Genomic DNA, 21,953 nt, shown 5'->3' on the forward strand with positions numbered 1-21,953 from the left:
TTTCCCTCAATGTGGCCGACTAAGCGTTCGTCGAATCTTTTCGACTCTTCAAGTGTCTTGACCGCCCCCACCCCCATCCCCACTATGGGAGCGCTCCCACTGGTTCAAGCCTTGACTTCTCCGAGCCGCAACAGCCGCAACAAGGAGGAACCAGCACCATGCATCCCCCACCCCGAAGGCGCAGAGCCGTACGACGGTTATGGGCCGCCGCCGTGACGGCCCTGGCCCTCCCCCTGTCGATGCTCGCCGTCGGCACGGCCCCCGCCCAGGCGGCCACGCTCCAGTGCAGCGTCGACTACAGGACCAACGACTGGGGCTCCGGCTTCACCGCGGACCTGACCCTCACCAACCGAGGCACGGACGCCATCAGCGGCTGGGCCCTGACCTACGCCTACACCGGCAACCAGAAGCTGGTGAACGGCTGGAACGGCACCTGGACCCAGTCCGGCACCGCGATCACCGTGAACAACGCCTCGTACAACGGGACGATCGCCGCGGGCGCGGCGGTGAGCACGGGCGCGCAGTTCACCTACAGCGGCACCAACACCGCTCCCGCCTCCTTCGCGGTCAACGGCACCACCTGCGCCGGCGCCCATCAGCCGCCGCTGGCCGTGCTGACCAGCCCGGCCGCGGGCGCGGTCTACACCCAGGGCGCCGCGGTCCCGCTCGCGGCCACCGCCGCGGCCGCGGACGGCGCGACGATCAGCAAGGTGGAGTTCTACGACAACACCACGCTGCTCGGCACGGACACCAGCGCGCCCTACTCGCTCTCGGCCTCTGGCTTGACCGTGGGCAGTCATTCTCTGCTCGCGAAGGCCTACGACAGCCTGGGCGCCTCGGCGGAGTCCACCCCGGTCGGCATCACGGTCGCCTCGGGTCCCGCCGTGGTGGCCTCGACCAACCAGCTGGCCGTCCAGCAGGGCAAGACGGCGACGTACGACGTGAAGCTGTCGACGCAGCCCAGCGCGAACGTCACCGTCACCACCGCGCGCACCGGCGGCAACACCGGTGTGTCGGTCACCGGCGGCGCCTCGCTCACCTTCACGCCGTCCAACTGGAGCACCGCGCAGCAGGTGACGGTCACCGCCGCCGCCACCGGGACCGGCGCGGCCACCTTCGACTCGACGGCCACCGGCTTCACCAAGGCCACCGTGACGGTCACCCAGATCGCCGCGTCGAAGGAGTACGACGCCCGCTTCCTGGACCTGTACGGGAAGATCACCAACCCGGCGAACGGCTACTTCTCGCCCGAGGGCATCCCGTACCACGCGGTCGAGACGCTGATCGTCGAGGCGCCGGACCAGGGGCACGAGACCACGTCGGAGGCGTACAGCTACCTGCTGTGGCTCCAGGCCATGTACGGCAAGGTCTCGGGCGACTGGACCAAGTTCAACGGCGCGTGGGACCTCATGGAGAAGTACATGATCCCCACCCACGCCGACCAGCCGACCACCTCCTTCTACAACGCCTCCAAGCCGGCGACCTACGCGCCCGAGCTGGACACGCCGAACGAGTATCCGGCCAAGCTCGACACCGCGGTCTCCGTGGGTACGGACCCGATCGCCGGTGAGCTGAAGACGGCGTACGGCACCGACGACGTCTACGGCATGCACTGGATCCAGGACGTGGACAACGTCTACGGCTACGGCAACGAGCCCGGCAAGTGCGAGGCGGGCCCGACCGCGACCGGTCCCTCGTACATCAACACCTTCCAGCGCGGCCCGCAGGAGTCGGTGTGGGAGACGGTGCCGCAGCCGACCTGCGACGCCTTCAAGTACGGCGGCACCAACGGCTATCTGGACCTGTTCACCGGCGACTCGTCGTACGCCAAGCAGTGGAAGTACACCGACGCCCCGGACGCGGACGCCCGTGCGGTGCAGGCCGCGTACTGGGCGGACGTCTGGGCCAAGGCCCAGGGCAAGGGCGGTGACGTGTCGGCCACCGTCGGCAAGGCGGCGAAGATGGGCGACTATCTGCGCTACGCCATGTACGACAAGTACTTCAAGAAGATCGGCAACTGTGTCGGGCCGTCGACCTGCGCGGCCGGTACCGGCAAGGACGCCTCGGCCTACCTGCTGTCCTGGTACTACGCCTGGGGCGGCGCCACCGACACCAGTGCCGGCTGGGCCTGGCGCATCGGCTCCAGCCATGTCCACGGCGGCTACCAGAACCCCCTCGCCGCCTACGCGCTCAGCGCCAACGCCGACCTGAAGCCGAAGTCGGCCACGGGCCAGGCGGACTGGGCCAAGTCCCTGGACCGGCAACTGGAGTTCTACCGCTGGCTCCAGTCGAACGAGGGCGCCATCGCGGGCGGCGCGACCAACAGCTGGGCGGGCCGGTACGCGACCCCGCCGGCCGGTACGTCCACCTTCTACGGCATGTACTACGACCAGCAGCCCGTCTACCACGACCCGCCGTCCAACCAGTGGTTCGGCTTCCAGGCGTGGTCGATGGAGCGGGTCGCCGAGTACTACCAGCAGACCGGGAGCGCCGCCGCCAAGACGGTCCTCGACAAGTGGGTCACCTGGGCGCTGTCCAAGACCACGATCAACCCGGACGGCACCTATCTGATCCCCTCCACGCTCCAGTGGTCCGGCCAGCCCGACACCTGGAACGCGTCGAGCCCCGGCGCCAACAGCGGCCTGCACGTCACCGTCGCCGACTACACCAACGACGTCGGCGTGGCGGCCGCGTACGCCAAGACCCTGACGTACTACGCCGCCAAGTCCGGCAACGCCCAGGCGAAGACGACGGCGAAGGCGCTGCTGGACGGCATGTGGGGCAACTACCAGGACAGCCTGGGCGTCGCCGTGCCGGAGACCCGCACCGACTACAGCCGGTTCAACGACAGCGTGTACGTGCCGAGCGGCTGGACCGGCAAGATGCCCAACGGCGACACGATCAGCTCGTCGTCGACCTTCTCCTCGCTGCGGTCCTTCTACAAGAACGACCCGGCCTGGTCGAAGATCTCGGCCTATCTCGCGGGCGGCGCCGCCCCCGTGTTCACGTACCACCGTTTCTGGGCCCAGGCGGACATCGCCCTGGCCATGGGTTCGTACGCGGAGCTCCTCGAATAGTCCCCGCCATCGCTCCGCGTACCGCGCCGGGCGGCCCCTACCCGCACAGGGGGCCGCCCGGTCGTCGCGTCCCGCCCCTCCTGTTCCTCTCCCCGCTCCTCTCCCCGTTCCTCCCCGTCAAGGAAGGACCCCCACCGTGCGAAGAACCCGCATCCTCACGGCCGTGCTCGCGCTCACGGCCGGCCTCCTCGCGGGCACGGCGTCAGCGCTGGCCGCGCCGAGCGAGCAGGTGACGGTCGCCGCCGAGTCGTACACCTGGAAGAACGCCCGTATCGACGGCGGCGGTTTCGTTCCGGGCATCGTGTTCAACCGCTCCGAGAAGAACCTCGCCTACGCCCGTACCGACATCGGCGGCGCCTACCGCTGGCAGGAGTCGACGAAGACCTGGACACCGCTGCTGGACTCGGTGGGCTGGAACGACTGGGGGCACACGGGTGTCGTCAGCCTCGCCTCCGACTCGGTGGACCCGGACAAGGTGTACGCGGCCGTCGGCATGTACACCAACAGCTGGGACCCCGGGAACGGGGCCGTGCTCAGGTCCGCCGACCGGGGCGCCAGCTGGCAGAAGACGGACCTGCCGTTCAAGCTGGGCGGCAACATGCCCGGCCGGGGCATGGGCGAGCGCCTGGCGGTCGACCCGAACAAGAACAGCGTGCTGTACCTGGGCGCGCCCAGCGGCAAGGGCCTGTGGCGGTCGACCGACTCCGGGGTGACCTGGTCGCAGGTCACCGACTTCCCCGACGTGGGCAACTACGTGCAGGACGCGACCGACACCTCCGGCTACGCCAGTGACAACCAGGGCATCGTCTGGGTGACCTTCGACGAGTCGACCGGCACCTCGGGCACCGCGACGAAGACGGTGTACGTCGGGGTCGCCGACCAGAGCAACGCGGTGTACCGGTCGACGGACGCGGGCGCGACCTGGACCCGGCTGGCGGGCCAGCCGACCGGATACCTGGCACACAAGGGCGTGCTGGACGCCAGGAACGGCTACCTCTACCTCGCCTACAGCGACAAGGGCGGTCCGTACGACGGCGGCAAGGGCCAACTGTGGCGGTACGCGACCGCGACCGGCACCTGGACGAACATCAGCCCGGTCGCCGAGGCGGACACCTACTACGGCTTCAGCGGTCTGACCGTGGACCGGCAGCACCCGGGCACCGTGATGGCGACCGCGTACAGCTCCTGGTGGCCGGACACGCAGCTCTTCCGCTCCACGGACAGCGGCGCCACCTGGACGAAGGCGTGGGACTACACGTCCTACCCCAACCGTGCCAACCGCTTCACCATGGACGTGTCCTCCTCGCCCTGGCTGACCTGGGGCGCCAACCCGTCGCCGCCGGAGCAGACACCCAAACTCGGCTGGATGACCGAGGCGTTGGAGATCGACCCGTTCGACTCGGCCCGGATGATGTACGGCACGGGCGCGACGATCTACGGCACCGAGAACCTCACCAACTGGGACAGCGGCACCCAGTTCACCGTCAAGCCGATGGTGAAGGGCCTGGAGGAGACGGCCGTCAACGACCTGGCCTCGCCCCCGTCCGGGGCGCCCCTGCTCAGCGCGCTCGGTGACATCGGCGGCTTCCGGCACACCGATCTCACCGCGGTCCCGCCGATGATGTACACCTCGCCGAACTTCACCACGACCACCAGCCTGGACTTCGCCGAGACGAACCCGAACACGGTGGTGCGGGTCGGCAACGTCGACTCCGGTGCGCATGTGGCGTTCTCGACCGACAACGGCGCCAACTGGTTCGCGGGCACGGATCCTTCGGGGGTGTCGGGCGGCGGCACGGTCGCGGCCGCGTCGGACGGCAGCCGCTTCGTGTGGAGCCCGCAGGGCACCGGGGTGCAGTACACGACCGGCTTCGGCTCCTCGTGGTCGGCGTCGAGCGGCATCCCGGCGGGCGCGGTCGTGGAGTCCGACCGGACCGACGCCAAGACCTTCTACGGGTTCAAGTCCGGGAAGTTCTACGTCAGTACGGACGGCGGCGCCACCTTCACGGCGTCCGCCGCGGCCGGACTGCCCGGCGGGGACAGCGTGCGCTTCAAGGCGCTGCCCGGCGCCAAGGGCGATGTCTGGCTGGCGGGCGGGGCGAGCGACGGGGCCTACGGCCTGTGGCACTCCACCGACGGCGGCACGACCTTCACCAAGCTGTCGAACGTCGAGCAGGCCGACACCATCGGCTTCGGCAAGGCGGCGACCGGGGCGACCTACCAGACCCTCTACACCAGCGCGAAGATCGGTGGCGTCCGCGGCATCTTCCGCTCCACCGACAGGGGCGCGAGCTGGACCCGTGTCAACGACGACGCCCACCAGTGGGGTTGGACCGGTGCGGCGATCACCGGTGACCCGCGGGTGTACGGCCGGGTGTACGTCGCCACCAACGGCCGGGGCGTGATCTACGGCGACACCTCGGACACCGGTGGCGGGGGCGGGGGCGGCACGGACCCGACCCCGACTCCGACGCCGACGCCGACTCCGACCGGCGCCTGCGCGGTGACGTACAAGATCACCAACCAGTGGCAGGGCGGCTTCCAGGCCGACGTCCAGCTCACCAACACGGGCACGAGCGCCTGGAGCGGCTGGTCGCTCGGCTGGTCCTTCGCCGACGGACAGAAGGTCACCCAATTGTGGAACGCTGACTACACCCAGTCGGGTGCGGCGGTGACGGCGAAAAACGTGAGCTGGAACGCCACTGTGGCAGCCGGTTCGTCGGTGGGCTTCGGCTTCACCGGGAGCTGGTCCGGGACGAATTCCAGGCCCGTCGCCTTCAAGCAGGGCGATCAGAGCTGCACCGTGACCTGAGGGTCGCGGGGCACGGCGGCCGTCGCCGTGCAGGCGCCGATGAAGAAGCCCGACAGCAGCGAGCCCCGCCGGGCATCACTCCGGCGGGGCCTCAGCAGCATCCCCGACTTGTTCGTTGGATGCTTGTTCGGATCACACTACTGGCCGCCACTGACATCGCCCGAACCCGTCGACAGGCCGACTGCTCCGCGTGGGGTGCAGAACGCGGGCGGCCATGCTCCATCCGGTGGAATTGCAGTCACGGGCGGCGCGTTGTGGCGTTGAAACTGTATGAGCAGAAGTCGCAGATTCTGGGAGTTAGCCGGCCCGATGGCCGTCGATCAGCTACGGGCCCAGCTGGCTCGCGCGGCTGCCGGGATGTCCAAAGGGAGGCATCGGCGGCAGAAGGCGTCCGAGGAAACGCTTCTCCCGGGTGCGGAGCCGGATACCGGCCGGAGTGAAGCGGCGGCGTCCGGCTCGGCTTGAACCGGCCCACGGGATCCTGAAGGCGGCGACCGGTCGGGCGCGCCGACGGATCGCCGCCCCACTGTCGGGCCGGAGCCTGTTTCCCCAGCTCAACCAGGCTAGGGCGTGTACACCGCGGGACGGGCTGCCGTCGCCATGCCGGAGCCGATGAAGAAGCTCGGGTGCGGGGGCTGGTTGCAGGCGGCGTTCTGCCAGGCCAGGGCCTCGCGGTACTGGGTGTCGTGGAGCAGCGTGGTGATCTTCGTGCTCGTCTCGTACGGGGTGGAGTAGATCCTCAGGGCCGTGTTGTCCGTGGTCGGCCAGACGGCCTCCTCGCGCCAGTCGCCGAGGATTTCGAGGAGGGGGCTGATCTCCTGTTTCGCGCGGCTGATGGGCATCGCGGTGACGCCGAAGAGCTGGCCGAGGAGGTCCATGGTGGCGAGTTTGCGCAGGTGGAGGACGGTGGCCAGGATCCGCTCGGCTGGGGTGAGCTTGGCTTTGGCGCCTGCACCGGGGGCGACCAGACGTCCGTGGCCGCGACGTGCGTGGAGTACTCGCTCGCGTTGAACCTCCAGCGCGGGAGTCAGCGCGTCGACGAGTTCGCTGAGCTGTTGGCGGGTCATGCCGGTCAATTTGGGGTCCTGCAGGGACCCCTGCGTGAGGCACTCCGGGCTGTCCGACGAGGCCTGGTCTGACGTGCTGTCGGTGGCCGTCACGCCCAGCCGGTGCTGGGGGTGGAGGGTGTAGTTCCAGTCGCCATGGAAGCGGTGCCGGGTGATCGGCAGGGCGGCAATCTCGTCGTCGCCGGCCTGGACGCCGGTGGGATACCGGCTGGTGTCGAGCTCGGCGTGCACGGTCAGGCCGCTCTTGGTGGTAGTCGCAGCGATGCTCTCGACGATGACTTCGCGGCTGGTCAGGGGCCTTCGCCGCCATCACCGTCTCGCCAGGTGCCAACGCCCACTACCGTCACCGTTGTGAACGGGGCGACTGGCATGCCGCCGCACAACGCAGCCTGTTCAACCGCATGCTGGGGATGCTCTACCACTGCCTGCGTAACCGCGTTCCTTGCAACGAACAACGCGCCTTCGCACCACTCCTCGAACCCGTCGCAGTTTGACTCTTAGCGCCGTGAGATGTCTTCTTCGTGTCCACGCTGATTACGGGAGCCCCGCGGTCCTGGTGGTTGCGGGCCTGTTCGTTGAGATACCGGAACTGCGCGTCCCGGTCGGGGTGCTGCTTGCCTTCCAGGGTCTCGGCGTTGCTCTGCAGACTGAAGCCCTCCTCGCGCAGGAGGTCGCCCACCGCATCCGCGCCAATCCTGTGGCCCTGACGGGTTAATTCCTCGGCGAGCTTGCGGGTGGACTTGGTCGTCCAGCGCAATGGCGACATGGGGTCCCCGCGGACGTCGGGCTCGACCAGGGCGAGGAGGGCCGGGTTCATGTCGACCACGCGTTCGCGGCCGCCGCCGGCCCTGCGGACCCGTCCCAACGGAGCCTCGCCTGAGTCGAGTTACCGCACCCCGAGCGACACAGTGGCCTCACGGTCGCCCGCGGCCCGGGCGACCGTCCTGATCCCGCCGTGGCCGAGGGAGCGGGCCTCCGCCCCTATCGACAGACGACGCTGCCGCTCGTCGAGGTGCGGCAGAATCGCCCCGAAATTCACTGCCGACACGGCCCGTTGCACTCCCAGCCCACCCGTACCAGATCAACGATTCCCAGAGCGGGAAGCTACGGGTTGAAGATCTGCACGCCCTGAAGGCGTTCGTCGCCGAACCCCAAGTCGTGGTCTCGGTCGTGAACGACCCCCGCCGCTTGGTACTCGGGGTGCGGACGCACGCCTTGGCGTCTTTCCTGCCGATGTCCGCACCGGCACAGCGTTCGTGCAAGCACGTCCACGTTCTGGTCCCTCCCTCAACGGCCGAGCAGGCACGCCGTTCCGGGAGGGTCAGCATGAAGTCACAGATCATCAGCCTGGTGCGCCTCGATTCGCCTGTCCCGCAGACGGATACGTGGATCTGTACACCACACGGCCGGACCGGATGCAGCCGGGATATCGCCGTGGTCGCCTGCACCCACTGCGGGACCTGCGAGCGTATTGGCCGCGTCCCAGGAGGCACAGCCGGCCGTCGGGCCTGAGGGCCACGCCGGAGGCGAGCCTGCGGACCGCGCGGCAGGCGCATGCCTCTCACTCAGGAGACGCAGTATTTCGTCCAGCCGTCGTTGTAACCCCTGTCGTAACCGCTCAAGTAGTCCGCTGTGAGGTACACCGGTGCATACGAGTCGTGGTAGTAGTCGAGGCAGTACTTGCTAGGGGTGTCCCAGGCGTTGCTGCCGTCGAAGTACCCATCGATGTAACCGTTCTGGTAACCGTCCTCGAAGCCGTCCTGGGGGACGAGGACGCCTGCGGCCGGCGCTGTGACCGTCGCCGAGTTATGGGAGGCGGCAGCTGCGGCCTGCGGCATCGTCGCCGGCGCGAACGTCAGGGCGGCTACGGCGACGACCGGGCTCACGGACAGTGCGAGGAATCGTTGCGCACGCACAGTTATCCCCTTTCGAGAGGCAGATACGCGCAGTCGGTGCCTTGTCCTGGTCGGGCGCATACTCCATGAGGCAGCGGGCCAGGCGTGAATGCTCACTTGAAGAGCGGTGGGGGCACCATGCGGCCGGTAATTTCGGCCTTCGACGCCGACTGCTCAAATGGCGGCCACTGTCGGCCATAGCGTCATCGTTTTGACCTTATCGAGCCATGGGTGATGTGTCCACTTATCGCCCCAATCACCACAGTTGCCGCGCCAAGACCCGGCGAAGACCTTGCGATGCCGCGTCCCGGTTGATGGTCGACTGAACCGATCAGGGTCCGGTGAAGTGATATGCCCCGGTTCTGCTGGAGTCGGGTTGCTGGACAATTGACGCTCCAGCAGCCTTCGAAGGCCGTGATGCCCCGCAGCTGTCCGCCCGAATTCCGCCGCAGGGTTCTCGATCTCGTCGCATCCGGAAGGAAGGCCGCCGAGGTCGCCCGGCTCTTCGGCATCAGCGACCGGACGATCCGTGTCTGGCGGTGCCAACACCTCATCGACACGGGCCAGTTGCCCGGCACGACCAGCAGCGACCAGTCCGAACTCGCCGCAGCCCGCAAACGCATCGCGGAGCTGGAGGCCGAGTCGGCCATTCACCGGCGGGCTGCCGAGTTGCTGGGCGAGGGTGCCTCCTCGGCGGGTTGCCGTGGGTCCCGGTCCCGGTGGACGGCGCGCGGACCCGGCCGGCCGGGCCGGGAGCTCAGCGGGCCGGCTTGCGGTACGCCCGGAGGGTGAAGCGGGGGTCGGGGCGGGGGCGGTCCTGGTCGGGGAGGGCCTGGAGGCGGGCGGCGAAGCGGTCGGCGAGCGGGTCGCCGGGGGGCAGCGTGACGAACCAGCCGCGGCGCAGGTCCGCGACCGTCCGGCGCGGGCTGCGCCCCTGGCCGTGGCCGTCGAAGCGGGCCTGCCCGGCCGGGGCGAGGCCGTGCGCCAGGGCGTACGACTCCACGAGGGCCGCCGCGTCCCGGGCCGCCCGGTGCGGCCGGGAGGCGAGGACGGCGTCGATGTCGCTGCCCACGTTGTGCGCGGCGGCCTTGTCGACCGTGGTCACATAGACCCCGCCCGGCCGCAGCACCCGGGCGCACTCGGCGACGATGGCACGGACGTCCGCGTCGCTGTCCGCGAGGTGCAGCAGCCAGACGCTGCACACGGCGTCGAACCGCTCGTCACCGAACGGCAGTCGGCGACTGTCGGCGCGCACCACGGCGCCGGGCAGCCGGGCGGCGGCCTGGCGGACCATGGCGGGCGCGAGGTCGACGCCGGTGACCCGCAGGCCGTCCCGCCCGGCGGCCAGCCGCCGGGTGACGATGCCGGTGCCGCAGGCGACGTCGAGCAGCCCGCGGGTCCCCGGCGGCACCAGGCCGAGCACGCCCGCCGCGGCGGCGGCCGCCCTGGGCTCGCCGCCGCGGGAGGCGTCGTAGCGTTCGGCTTCCTCGTCGTAGTCCAGCACCCGTCCTCCCCCGTTCCGGTCCGGCCGCGCTCAGTGGGCCCCGTGCCCCGGGGCCAGGTCCTCCACTCTGCGGGCGAGCGAGAAGTCGAGCTCGGTGACGGCCCCGCCCACGCTGTGGGTGTTCACGGTGAGCGAGACCGTGTGGTAGCCGAGAGTGAGGTCGGAGTGGTGGTCGAGTTCGTCCTGCACCTGGGCGATGTGCACCACCAGCCCGGCCGCCGCGAAGTGGGAGGACAGCCGGTAGGAGCGGGCGAGGCGCTCCCCGTCGTGGGACCAGCCCGGCAGCTCGGCCAGCCGGTCCTCGATCTCCTTCCGCGACAGCGCTTCCACGGCCATGGCGCTCGCTCCCTTCCTGGGTGGCGCGTACCTGTCCAGCCTGCCATACGACGGCCACGGCGGCGCTGGTCGACGGTGTCGCCGGTCCGGCCGTCGGACGAGTCGCCGATCGGGTGTCGGCCATCGTACGGCCGCCGGCCGCCGATGTGGATCGGGTGCGGCGGGCCGGCACCGCCGTCACAACACGCCGATGGCCGTGACCGTCGCCGAGCCGGCGCCCGGGACGTTCCCGTCCGCCGATCCGGCCACCGCCAAGTGCCTGTTCTTTATGGGGACTTGACGTGGTGGTGCGTCATGCAATTCGATCGACCCCCGGTGCTGCCGCGCGTCCCGTGGCACACTGGCCCGGTTGATCGACTCACAGGGGAGACGTGGCGTGAGTGAGCGTCGGCCCGCTCCCACCGTGGGCCAAGTGGTGCTCGGCAGACGGTTGCAGGAGCTGCGGGAGGCCGCGGGTCTCAAGCGGGAGGAGGCCGCGCGCGTCCTGCGGGTGGCCCCCGCGACCGTACGGCGCATGGAGATGGCCGAGGTCGCCCTGAAGATCCCTTACGTGCAGGTGCTGTTGGAGACGTACGGCGTGCCCGCCGAGGAGGCGACCGACTTCGTGAACCTGGCGGAGGAGGCGAACCAGCCCGGCTGGTGGCAGCGCTTCCACGACGTGCTCCCGGAGTGGTTCAGCCTGTACGTCAGCCTGGAGGGCGCGGCCCGGCTGATCCGGTCCTACGAACCGCACTTCATGCCCGGCCTGCTCCAGACCGAGGCGTACGCGCGTGCCGTCATGGAGGGCGGGACGATCGCGCAGGAGGGCACCGACGCGGTGGAACGGCACGTCTCCCTGCGGATGACCCGCCAGCGGCTGCTGGAGCGCGACAACGCGCCGCACCTGTGGGTGATCATCGACGAGACGGTGCTGCGCCGCCCGGTGAGCATCCACGGCAAGGTGATGCGCGACCAGCTCACCAAGCTGCTGGAGATCACCGAGGACAGGAAGGTCACGGTGCAGGTCGCCGAGTTCACGGCGGGCCCGCACCCGGGGACGTACGCGCCGTTCTCGCTGTTCCGCTTCGCCGAGCCCGAACTGCCCGACATGGTGTTCACCGAGTACCTGACCGGCGCGCTGTACCTCGACTCGCGCCGGGAGGTGGCGGCGCACCTGGAGGTCCTCGACCACATGACCACGCACGCCGCGTCGGCCCAGCGGACGAAGAAGATCCTCCAGCGGTACCGCCAGGAGTACTGACCGGGAAAGGGCCGGTCAGGCGGCGCCGCCCCGGGTGTCGCGGTCGTCGTCGACGATCTCCGCGTCGACCACCCCTTCGTCGTCCTGGGAGTCCCGGGAGTCCTGGGGGGTGTGGGCGCCCTGGGGTCCGGGCCCGTCCTGCGGGGAAGCGGACGCGGTCGGGCCCTGCTGCTGCGCCTGGGCGTACATGGCCTGGCCCAGCCGCTGGCTGACCGTGGCCAGCTTCTCGACGCCGGAGCGCAGCGCGTCCGTGTCGGCCTGCCGCTCCAGCAGCGCCTTGAGCTCGGCGATCGCCGACTCGACCTCGGACCGGGTGTCGGCGGGCACCCGCTCCTCGTTGTCGCGGATGAACTTCTCGGTCTGGTAGACGAGTTGCTCGGCCTGGTTGCGGGTCTCGGCCGCCTCACGGCGGGCCCGGTCCTCCTCGGCGTACTGCTCGGCCTCGCGCATCATGCGGTCGATGTCGTTCTTGGGCAGGGCGGAGCCGCCGGTGACGGTCATCTTCTGCTCGCGGCCGGTGGCCAGGTCCTTGGCGGAGACGTGCATGATCCCGTTGGCGTCGATGTCGAAGGCGACCTCGATCTGCGGGATGCCGCGCGGGGCGGGCGGCAGACCGGTGAGGTCGAAGACCCCGAGCTTCTTGTTGTACGCGGCGATCTCCCGTTCGCCCTGGTAGACCTGGATGCCGACGGAGGGCTGGTTGTCGGCGGCCGTGGTGAAGATCTCCGAACGGCGGGTGGGGATCGTGGTGTTGCGTTCGATGAGCTTGGTCATGATGCCGCCCTTGGTCTCGATGCCCAGGGACAGCGGGGTGACGTCGAGGAGCAGCACGTCCTTGACGTCACCGCGGATGACACCCGCCTGGAGCGTGGCGCCGACGGCGACGACCTCGTCCGGGTTGACGCCCTTGTGCGGATCCTTGCCGGTCAGCTCCCGGACCAGCTCGGTGACCGCGGGCATCCGGGTCGAGCCGCCGACCAGGATCACGTGGTCGATCGCGGAGAGCTTCACGCCGGCGTCCCTGATCGCCTGGTGGAAGGGGGTCTTGCAGCGGTCCAGCAGATCGGCGGTGAGCTCCTGGAACTGGGCGCGGGTCAGCTTCTCGTCGAGGTGGAGGGGGCCCTCGGCGGAGGCCGTGATGTAGGGGAGGTTGATCGACGTCTCCGAGGACGAGGACAGTTCGATCTTGGCTTTCTCGGCGGCCTCGCGCAGGCGTTGCAGCGCCATCCGGTCGTTGCCGAGGTCGATGCCGGACCCGGCCTTGAAGCGGGCGGCGAGGTGCTCGACGATCCGCTGGTCCCAGTCGTCGCCGCCGAGCAGGGTGTCGCCGTTGGTGGCCTTGACCTCGATGACACCGTCGCCGATCTCCAGCAGGGACACGTCGAAGGTGCCGCCGCCGAGGTCGAAGACGAGGACGGTCTGCTCCTCGCCGCGGTCGAGGCCGTAGGCGAGGGCGGCCGCGGTCGGCTCGTTGATGATCCGCAGCACCTTCAGGCCGGCGATCTCACCGGCCTCCTTGGTGGCCTGCCGCTGGACGTCGTCGAAATAGGCGGGAACGGTGATCACGGCGTCCGTGACGTCCTCGCCAAGGTAGGCCTCCGCGTCCCGCTTCAGCTTCTGCAGGACCCGCGCGGACAGCTCCTGGGCGCGGTAGCGGGTGCCGTCCACGGAGCCGTGCTCGGGGAACCGCCAGTCCGGGGAGCCCATGTGCCGCTTGACGGAGCGGGCGGTCCGGTCGACGTTGGTGACGGTCTGCCGCTTGGCGACCTCGCCGACGAGCACCTCGTCGTTCTTGGCGAAGGCCACGACCGACGGTGTGGTCCTGGTGCCCTCCGCGTTGGCGATGACCGTGGGCTCGCCGCCCTCCAGCACCGCCACCACCGAGTTCGTGGTTCCCAGATCGATCCCGACCGGACGTCCCATCGCTGTCCCCTTCCACCAGGGTCACCAGGGTCACGCGAGGAGGTCGTGTCGGCGGGCCTCCCGCACTCCAGCACAGAACGCGCACACGCCGTTGTCAATGGCACGGCCCGCCCGCCCGCGCGGGCCACCCGGGCCGGGCGGTCCGCGCAGGCGGGCGTACGTTCCCTCGGATCGGACGGAACGTGCGGATCAGGTGAATCGGGTGGATCAGGTGGATCAGGTGGATCAGGTGGATCAGGTGGATCAGGCGAGCTTCGCCGAGAGGGTGATGGTGGTTCCCGTCAGGGCCTGGCTGACGGGGCAGTTCTTCTTGGCCTCCTCGGCGGCTGCGACGAACGCGTCGTTGTCGATGCCGGGCACCGAGCCCTCGACGGTGAGGTGGATGCCGGTGATGCCCTCACCCGGCTGGAAGGTCACGTCGGCCGAGGTGACGAGCTTGGTGGGCGGGGTGCCGGCACCGGCCAGGCCGTGCGAGAGGGCCATCGAGAAGCAGCTGGAGTGGGCGGCGGCGATCAGCTCCTCCGGGCTGGTCTTGCCGTTGGCCTTCTCGGCGCGCGACGGCCACGACACCGGCTGCTGGCCGATGCCGGAGGAGTCGAAGGTGACGACGCCGTTGCCCTCGAGCAGGTTGCCTTCCCAGACGGTGTGTGCGGAGCGCGTGGTTGCCACGGTTCTTCCTTTCGCGTGGGTTCCCGGTTCCGGGATTCCTGCGCACCATCCGATCACATTCCGGCTCAGCGCACCCGGAACACCGGCCCGCGCGCGGTGAACGGCAGTCGTGCGTTCTGCGGGATCAGATAGGCGTGTTCGCGCCGCACCCGCAGCACGTCGCACCAGCCGTCGGTGATGACGAGGACGGGCGCGCCGGGCGGGAAGTCCTCGGCCCGCTGCAACAGGTCGATCCCGGGCTGGAGCACCGTGCCGCCGCGCCCGTGCACCCTCACCCGCCCGGCGATCTCGGTGACCGGGAGGTAGCCGGCGTCGTGCGGGACGGTGTCGCAGAAGACGACCCGCGCGGCCGGGACGTCCCGGGCCTCGGCGTAGGAGGCGATCGCGCCGAGGGCCTTGCCCAGCAGGGTGCGGTCCATGGAACCGGAGGTGTCGAGGACGACGCCGAAGGTGCAGCGGGCGATCTCCTCGGGCGGGAAGTGGCGTCCGGCCCGCGGGATGTCGGGGGTGGCGGACTGGCGGCGGGACGGACGGGCGTAGGAGCGGACGGGCTCGGGGCGGGGCACGAACTCGTCGAACCAGCGGGCCAGCCGGGCGTCCCAGGGCAGCGGCGGGTGGGAGAGGGCGCGGATCTCCTCGACGAGTCCGCCGGGCAGGAAGCCGCGCTCCTGTCGTTCGTGCAGGTCGAGGCCCTGGGCGAGACCCCGGCGGTAGAAGCCGTCGAGGTCGGCGTGGTCGCGTGCCGGGCCGAGCGGGGCGCCGAGGACGTCGCCCACGCCCTTGCCGCGCAGCGTGGCCAGCCGGCGCATCCGGCGCAGGTCGACGGCGATCCGGTCGTAGACCTCCTCGGCGGACAGACCGGCCAGGGAGGGATCGTGCAGCAGCCCGTCGGGCATGGTGCCGACCTGCATCTCGCACAGCCAGCCGTTGACGACGTAGTCGCAGGCGACGTTGAACAGATAGGGGTCGCGGCCGCCGCACCGGTCGCCGTGGCGCAGGGCGGCGTGCAGCATCTCGTGGGCCAGGACGAAGCGCCATTCCTCGTCGTCGAACCGGCGGACGGGGTTGACGTAGATCTCTCCCGCCTCCGCGTCGACGGCGGCGACCGCGATGCCGTGCGCGCGGGCGAGTTCGGCGTCGGCGACCAGCCGGATGCCCGCCGCGATACCGCCGAGCAGCGGGAACGAGGAGACGAACCAGCCGAGCGCCCGCTCCCAGGGCTGTCGTCCGGCCGCCTCGCCGTCGAGGGTGTCGCGCCGGCCGCCCGCCACGTCCATCGCGGCGGACACGGTCCGGGTCAGCGCGCCCGCGAACGCCAGCTGCCAGTCCGGGAGGTGACCGCCGAACCGGCCCACCGCCGGCACGAGCAGCTGGTCCGGTTCGGTGCCCGCGGTGCCGCAGTGCTCGTACGCGGCGGGGAGTCCGGTGCGCCGCCAGCGGGCGGCGAGCCGTTCCTCGTCGCCGTCGGGGTAGCTCAGCGGCAGCTCGTCCGGGACGGTGCCGACGGGGAAGGTCAGCAGGAAGCGGTTGACGACCGTGCAGCGGGCGGCGAGCTCGTGGCGGTCGGGCTGGACGCGCTCGCCCTCGGCCGCGGGGAGGTGTCCGAAGCCCAGGTGGAGACCGGCGTGGGCGAGCGACCAGGCCCAGTGCGCCGGGTCGGCGATCCGGGCCGGATGGACGTGCAGGAGGCCGGCGGAGTCGGCGCGCACGAGGCCGTCCCGGGGGTTCAGCGGACAGTCCTCCGCACGGCAGACGCTGAGGTCGAGGGCGGCCAGCGCCGGGTTGGCGCGGAACAGCCGCATCCCCTCGGCGAACGCCTCCGCGGCGACGTCCCGCTTCTTGCGGCCGCGCTCGCGGCTCACCGGCGCGCCTCCACCAGCCGGGGCATGTCGCGGGCCGCCTCGACCAGGAACCAGGCGGGCAGCACCGGGTTGCCCTCGGCGTCGGCGGCGATGACCGTCTGGGCGACCTCGACGGATATCTCGGCGAGCTGCACGAGCAGCGACTTCGCGCGGTACGCGAGCTGCCGGCCGTTCGCCGGCATGTGCTCCTTGTCGGCGGGCAGCTCCTTGAGGAGCCGGCCGCGGAACGAGTCGGCGAGGTAGTAGAGCAGGTCGCGGTCCTCGACGCGGTGCGGCCAGGGGGCGTCGCCCCTGAGGACGGCCTCGATGCCGTACCGGCTGCGGACGATCTTGACGTAGCCGCAGAAGGCGACGGCGTGGGCGGGGGTGAGCGTGCCGTGCGCGAGGACCTTCAGGGTGTCCTCGTCGAGGTCGCGGCCGAAGGAGTGCAGGGCGTCGGAGAGCATGTGCCAGGAGCGGGGCGTGGAGAACGGCTCCTCGGTCTTCGGCGGCCTGGACCACAGGTGGTCGGGCCGGTCGGTGAGGTGGTCGAGGATCCAGGGGTGGACGGCGTGGGCGGCGGCCCAGCCGAGCCAGTCCTTGGCGGAGGCCTCCAGGTGCACATGGGTGAGACGGTTGACGAGCGCGGAGGCGATCGGCCGGGCGAGGGCGTTGTCGGTGGCGCGGTTGCCGGCGCCGATGACGATCGAGCCCGCGGGCAGCTCGTAGGAGCCGATACGGCGGTCCAGGATGAGCGAGTAGAACGCCTTCTGCACGTCCGGCGAGGCCGCGTTCAGCTCGTCCAGGAACAGGCAGTACGGCTGGTCGCGGGCGATCGCCTCCGGCGGGCAGAACACCGAGCGTCCGTCCCGGATCTGCGGCACGCCCATCAGGTCCTCGGGCGCCAGCTGGGTGCCGAGCAGGCTCACGCACTCCAGGCCCAGCGACTCGGCGAACTCCCTGACCAGGGAGGACTTTCCGATGCCGGGGGCACCCCAGACGAAGACGGGCCGCACGGTGGCGAGGCCGAGCAGCAGCTCCGGGAGGCGGGCGGGCGTGACGGTGACGGCAGCCTGCAAAGCAGGGACTCCTTGCGGGGGTGGGGACGGGCGCGCCGTGGTGCGCGCCGCCGGACGCGAACAGTGTGTGCGTACGCGTCCGCCCGCGCAGCCGATTTATCACGCGATGCGCTGCCGCCGTCCGGCGGTGCGGGCCGCTCGCCGTCGGGCCGCCCGGCGGTACGGGCCCCTCGCCGTCAGGCCGCGCACTCCTCCTGTCCCTCCCGGCCGTCCCGCTCCGTGGGTCCCTCGCCGTTCGGCCGCCGCGCGCTCCGCGGGCCCGCCGCCAACGGCACCTGGGGGCCGTCCGGCTCGCGCAGCCAGCGGCGCAGCACCCGGTGGACGTGCTCGGCCCCGACGAGTTCGGCGCCGTCCTCGACCGGTGCCGAGACGGCGAGCGGTGACATCAGGAAGGGCCGGCCCTGGGCGCCGCCGAGGCCGCCGTGCGAGCCGATCTGCTCCTCGAACGCGTGGACTTCACCGGCGGCGGGGTCGTACCAGGAATTGATCATGATGTCGGCGGTGTGCGGGAAGGAGTGGGTGCGGCGGACGGCGTCGGCGGCGCCCGGCCCGAAGACCGCGAGCGGCCCGGGGTCCTCGTCGAGCCGGTCCAGCGGGATCTCCGCGCCGCCGGGACCGAGGACCAGACCATCGTGCTCCTCGCTGCGTACGAGGAGGAAGCCGATGCCGGGATGGTTGGCGAGGGCGGGCAGCAGCGCGGGGTGGCGGGCGTCGATCTCCTCCCTGGTCATCCGGTGCGGCACGTCGGGGAAGGACACCAGGCCGAGGTTGCCGGAGGCCAGCACGACCGGGTCCGAGCGGCGGCCCGCCGGACGGTGCCGGTCGTCGCGCTCCTCGACCGGACGGTGCAGCGCGGCCCGGACCGCGGCCCGGGCCTCGGTACCGGTCGGGGGCTCTCCCGCGCGGGCGGCGCCGACGGCGTGGGCCAGGGTGCGGTCGGTCAGGCGCGGCACGGGCAGCCCGCAGCCGGCCCGCACCAGGTCGCCGAGGGTGAGGCCGTAGCGGGAGCGGAAGGTCTCACCGGGGCTCTGCCCGTGGTCGGACAGGACGACGATCCGGTACGACCGCGGGGCGTGCTCGGCGACCCTGCCCAGCAGCGCGAGGCAGCGGTCCATGCGCCGCAGCACCTGCTCGGCGTCGCGGCTGTGCGGTCCGGAGTGGTGGGCCACCTCGTCGTAGGCGACCAGGTCGGCGTAGACGGCCGTGCGGCCGACGAGCATGTCGCCGATCACCGCGGCGACGACGACGTCCCGTTCGACGACGGTCGCGAAGGCGCGGACGAGGGGGTAGAGGCCCCCGCGTCTGACGCGGGGGAGCTGCCCCCGCATCCGGGCGCGGGTCGACTGGTGGACCTCGCGGGCGACCTCGGCGACGAAGGACAGCACGGTGCGCACGGCGTTGGCGGGGTCGCAGAAGTAGGCGAAGTAGCCCGAGCGGGACCGGGTGCGGCGGCCGCGGCGGCCGATGGCGATGGACAGCACGAGCGCCTGTTCGTCGGCGCCGCCGCCGAACAGGTTGCCGCGGCTGGCGCCGTCCAGGGTGAGCAGTCCGCCGTCGCCGGTGCGCTCGACCGCGCGGCGCTGGAGTTCGGCGGCGCTGGTCGGGCGGTTGCAGACCATCACCTCCCGGCTGTCCTTCTCGTACCAGCGGAAGGCCGGGACGTCGAAGTTGCTGGCGTGCAGGATGCCGAGCTGGCTGGCGCCGGTCTGGCTGGACCAGTCGGTGCGCCAGGACGTCAGCCGGTGCGTGGTCGGGCCGGGGGCCCTGTCGGGGCCGGTGCCCAGCCAGCCGGCGACCGTCGGCATCAGCCCCTTGCCGACGGCGTCCACGAGCACGTCGTGGCCGACGCCGTCGAACTGGAGGAAGACGGTGCCGGGGGTCTTCGGGCAGGCCGGGCCGCCTCTGCGGCGGCGGACGGCGAGCCGGGAGAGGCGGCGGCGGTAGGCCTCGTCGTCGCGCACGGCCAGGGCGGCGCCGGTGGCGGAGGCGACGGCGGACATCACGGCGGCGACGATGACCGCGGTCTCGGGGGCCGCCTCGCTGCTGCCGGACGGGGTCAGCCGCAGCGCCAGCAGCAGCAGCGAGCCGTTGAGGAAGAAGACCAGCAGGCCCAGCACGAAGGCGGGGACCAGCAGCAGGAGCCGGACGAGCAAGGGCCACACGAGGGCCGACAGCAGACCGAAGAAGCCCGCGCCGAACGCCGCCGTGACGGCGATGCTGGTGGCGCTGTCACCGTCGGCGGACTGGAGCTGGAAGTCCGGCAGGATGCCCGCGAGGACCAGCATGGTGACCGTGGAGACGGCCCACACCACGATGCTCCGCCCGACCTGACTGGCGATCCGCCGCCAACGCACGTCCCGCACGGCCCGTACACCTCGCGTCCCGGCCCCACGCCGGCCGCGGGCCCTCACCCTCCCACCCTGCCACAGGCGGGATGGCGGGCCCTGTCCGGACGTGCGCCGGGATCCGGGTCAGCGCCCGTCGTAGCCGGCCGTCGGCATGGACAGCCGGCGGTGCACCCGCGCCTTCATCTGCGCGTCGTACAGCGGTTCGGCCCGGCCCACCGTCTCGACCCGCACCCCGCGCCGCAGGGCCTCCGCGGTGAACTCCTCGACGGACGACAGCGCGCTCTCCAGCACCCGCAGGCTGGGCGCCACGAACAGGTCCACGCCGGGGCGGACACCGTCCCAGAGCACCACGTGGTCGGGGCGCAGCCCGCACACCAGCAGCTCCCGCGCGACCGCGTACCCGCGCTCGGCGGCCCAGCGCGCGCACATCGCGTGCTGGCTGCGGGAGTCCACCAGGAACGGGTCGTCGTCCAGTTCCTCCAAGGGTGTCAGGCTCGCGATCGCCGTCACGCGCACCGCGTCCGGCCCGCCGGAGGCACCCCGCACCTCTCCCATGGCGTCCCCCTCACCTCCGGGTTTCGCCGCCGACCCTACTCCTGCCCGTAGGCTTCGGGGAGTCGCGCGAAGGAGGCAAAGAGGTGCCGGTGGAGATCACCTGGTGGGGCCACGCGACCTGCGCGGTCGAGGATTCGAACGTACGCGTACTCACAGATCCCCTGTTCACCGGCCGGCTCGCGCATCTGCGCCGGCGCCGGGGCGCGCTGCCGCCGGCGGACGCCCGGCGCGCGGACGTCGTACTCGTCTCCCATCTGCACGCCGACCATCTGCACCTGCCGTCGCTGCGACGGCTCGCGCCGGGCACGCGCCTGCTGGTGCCCCGGGGCGCTCCGCGCGCCGTCCCCGGACTCGGGCGCCTCACCCACCTGGACGTGCAGGAGATGGCCCCCGAGGACGAGACGGCGGTCGGCGCCCTGGTGGTACGTGCCGTGCCCGCCCGGCACGACGGGCGGCGGCTGCCCGTGGGACCGCACCGCTGCCCCGCGCTCGGCTACGTCGTGACGGGCGAGGCGCGCACCTATTTCGCCGGGGACACGGGACTGTTCGACTCGATGGCCGAGGAGGTCGGGCCGGTCGACACGGCGCTGCTGCCGGTCGGCGGCTGGGGCCCCTACCTCGGCGAAGGGCATCTGGACGCCGGGCGGGCGGCCGAGGCGCTCGCCCGGCTCGCGCCGCGCAGCGCGGTGCCGGTGCACTACGGCACGTACTGGCCGATCGGGCTGGACGCCGTGCGCCCCCATGAGTTCCACGCGCCGGGCGAGGAGTTCGTGCGCCTCGCGGCCGAGCGCGCGCCGGAGGTCGTGGTGCACCGGCTCGGACACGGGGAGAGCGTGCGCCTGGAGGTCACCCCGTGATACCCCCGGCCCTCGCGTCGCTGTCGGCCGTTCCGGTGCTGTCCGCCGCCGCGCGGACCGTGTCGCCGGAGTCCACACCGCAGGCCTTGGGCTATCCGTCGCTGTTCCTGCTGGTGCTGATCGGGGCGCTGGTGCCGGTGGTGCCGACGGGGGCGCTGGTGAGTTCGGCGGCCGTGGTCGCCTTCCACCAGACGGCGCCGTTCGCCCTGGCGGCGGTCTTCGTGACGGCGTCGCTGGCCGCGTTCCTCGGCGACGCGGCGCTGTACTGGCTGGGCCGGCGCGGGATGCGTTCGAAGAACGGTTCGCGCTGGCTGGAGGCGATCCGGGCGCGGGCGCCCGAGGACCGGCTGACGGGGGCGCAGCACAAGCTCGCCGAGCACGGGGTGGCGGTCCTGGTGCTGTCCCGGCTGGTGCCCGCGGGGCGGATCCCGGTGATGCTGGCCTGTCTGATGGCCGAGTGGCCGCTGCGGCTGTTCGCCCGGGGCAATCTGCCGGCCTGTCTCGCCTGGGCGGTGACGTACCAGCTCATCGGGATCCTCGGCGGCTCGCTGTTCAGCGAGCCGTGGGAGGGCGTGGTCGCGGCGGTGGCGCTGACCGTGCTGATCGGCGCGGCACCGACGCTGTGGCGCAGGGTCCGCGGGTCGGCCGGCGCCTGAGCGCTGCGCGGCGGAGCGGGCGGATCCGAACCCCGCCGTGGGCCGGGGGCCCCCGGCCCCCCCGGGGGGCGGGGGGGCGACGGGACAGCAACCC

15 protein-coding genes and 1 pseudogene are annotated in these 21,953 nt (G+C 71.5%); 6 read left to right on the top strand and 10 right to left on the bottom strand.

All coding sequences use genetic code 11. The features are described from left to right. The first annotated feature begins 158 nt into the window (after positions 1–158). The gene (locus ACZ60B_RS35320; protein ID WP_469394457.1) at positions 159–3,077 is read left to right on the top strand and encodes a glycoside hydrolase family 48 protein; all 2,919 of its coding nucleotides are present in this window, start codon (positions 159–161) and stop codon (positions 3,075–3,077) included. A 136-nt stretch (positions 3,078–3,213) separates the two neighbouring features. Continuing rightward, positions 3,214–5,889 (top strand): cellulose binding domain-containing protein, encoded by a 2,676-nt coding sequence (locus ACZ60B_RS35325; RefSeq protein WP_469394459.1) that lies wholly within the window; start codon positions 3,214–3,216, stop codon positions 5,887–5,889. A gap of 563 nt (positions 5,890–6,452) precedes the next feature. Here the strand turns inward: ACZ60B_RS35325 and ACZ60B_RS35330 are convergent. Both ACZ60B_RS35330 and ACZ60B_RS35335 read right to left on the bottom strand, forming a co-directional pair. Continuing rightward, a pseudogene (locus ACZ60B_RS35330) lies at positions 6,453–8,022 on the bottom strand (ISAzo13-like element transposase-related protein). Between the two features lie 499 nt (positions 8,023–8,521). Next, positions 8,522–8,872: a hypothetical protein gene (locus ACZ60B_RS35335; protein WP_469394461.1), complete on the bottom strand. Its 351-nt coding sequence runs from the start codon at positions 8,870–8,872 to the stop codon at positions 8,522–8,524. Positions 8,873–9,268: 396 nt separating this feature from the next. Here ACZ60B_RS35335 and ACZ60B_RS35340 point away from each other — a divergent pair, with 396 nt between their 5' ends. Continuing rightward, the gene (locus ACZ60B_RS35340) at positions 9,269–9,643 is read left to right on the top strand and encodes a transposase (RefSeq protein WP_469394463.1); all 375 of its coding nucleotides are present in this window, start codon (positions 9,269–9,271) and stop codon (positions 9,641–9,643) included. Here ACZ60B_RS35340 and ACZ60B_RS35345 read toward each other — a convergent pair. Next, positions 9,609–10,355: a class I SAM-dependent methyltransferase gene (locus ACZ60B_RS35345; RefSeq protein ID WP_469394466.1), complete on the bottom strand. Its 747-nt coding sequence runs from the start codon at positions 10,353–10,355 to the stop codon at positions 9,609–9,611. The two genes, ACZ60B_RS35340 and ACZ60B_RS35345, sit on opposite strands and share 35 nt — an antisense overlap. 30 nt (positions 10,356–10,385) lie before the next feature. Beyond that, the gene (locus tag ACZ60B_RS35350; protein ID WP_469394468.1) at positions 10,386–10,691 is read right to left on the bottom strand and encodes a 4a-hydroxytetrahydrobiopterin dehydratase; all 306 of its coding nucleotides are present in this window, start codon (positions 10,689–10,691) and stop codon (positions 10,386–10,388) included. A gap of 376 nt (positions 10,692–11,067) precedes the next feature. Between ACZ60B_RS35350 and ACZ60B_RS35355 the strand changes: the two genes are divergently transcribed. After that, complete coding sequence (locus tag ACZ60B_RS35355; RefSeq protein ID WP_469394470.1) at positions 11,068–11,931, top strand: helix-turn-helix domain-containing protein; 864 nt, start codon at positions 11,068–11,070, stop codon at positions 11,929–11,931. Between the two features lie 15 nt (positions 11,932–11,946). On the opposite strand, the gene dnaK is transcribed toward ACZ60B_RS35355, so the two are convergent. The 6 genes from dnaK to ACZ60B_RS35385 all read right to left on the bottom strand — a co-directional run bounded on the left by dnaK (position 11,947) and on the right by ACZ60B_RS35385 (position 20,346). Beyond that, the gene (gene dnaK / locus ACZ60B_RS35360) at positions 11,947–13,854 is read right to left on the bottom strand and encodes a molecular chaperone DnaK (RefSeq protein ID WP_469394472.1); all 1,908 of its coding nucleotides are present in this window, start codon (positions 13,852–13,854) and stop codon (positions 11,947–11,949) included. Between the two features lie 243 nt (positions 13,855–14,097). Continuing rightward, on the bottom strand, positions 14,098–14,523 hold the full coding sequence (locus tag ACZ60B_RS35365; protein ID WP_162469773.1) for an OsmC family peroxiredoxin: 426 nt from the start codon (positions 14,521–14,523) through the stop codon (positions 14,098–14,100). Positions 14,524–14,588: 65 nt separating this feature from the next. Continuing rightward, positions 14,589–16,325, bottom strand: a complete 1,737-nt coding sequence (locus ACZ60B_RS35370; RefSeq protein ID WP_469394492.1) for a vWA domain-containing protein — start codon at positions 16,323–16,325, stop codon at positions 14,589–14,591. A 56-nt stretch (positions 16,326–16,381) separates the two neighbouring features. Beyond that, the gene (locus tag ACZ60B_RS35375) at positions 16,382–17,443 is read right to left on the bottom strand and encodes an ATP-binding protein (protein ID WP_469394475.1); all 1,062 of its coding nucleotides are present in this window, start codon (positions 17,441–17,443) and stop codon (positions 16,382–16,384) included. A 176-nt stretch (positions 17,444–17,619) separates the two neighbouring features. Further along, a complete protein-coding gene (locus tag ACZ60B_RS35380; RefSeq protein WP_469394478.1) occupies positions 17,620–19,806 on the bottom strand; it encodes a phage holin family protein in 2,187 nt (728 codons plus the stop codon). Positions 19,807–19,914: 108 nt separating this feature from the next. After that, the gene (locus ACZ60B_RS35385) at positions 19,915–20,346 is read right to left on the bottom strand and encodes a hypothetical protein (protein WP_469394482.1); all 432 of its coding nucleotides are present in this window, start codon (positions 20,344–20,346) and stop codon (positions 19,915–19,917) included. Between the two features lie 83 nt (positions 20,347–20,429). Between ACZ60B_RS35385 and ACZ60B_RS35390 the strand changes: the two genes are divergently transcribed. Together ACZ60B_RS35390 and ACZ60B_RS35395 are read left to right on the top strand one after the other, a co-directional pair. Next, positions 20,430–21,203: an MBL fold metallo-hydrolase gene (locus ACZ60B_RS35390; RefSeq protein ID WP_469394485.1), complete on the top strand. Its 774-nt coding sequence runs from the start codon at positions 20,430–20,432 to the stop codon at positions 21,201–21,203. Beyond that, the gene (locus tag ACZ60B_RS35395) at positions 21,203–21,859 is read left to right on the top strand and encodes a DedA family protein (RefSeq protein WP_469394494.1); all 657 of its coding nucleotides are present in this window, start codon (positions 21,203–21,205) and stop codon (positions 21,857–21,859) included. The genes ACZ60B_RS35390 and ACZ60B_RS35395 overlap by 1 nt, the downstream gene beginning before the upstream one ends. Positions 21,860–21,953: the final 94 nt, after the last annotated feature.

The sequence above is a fragment of the Streptomyces sp. NPDC104096 genome (genome assembly GCF_055584385.1).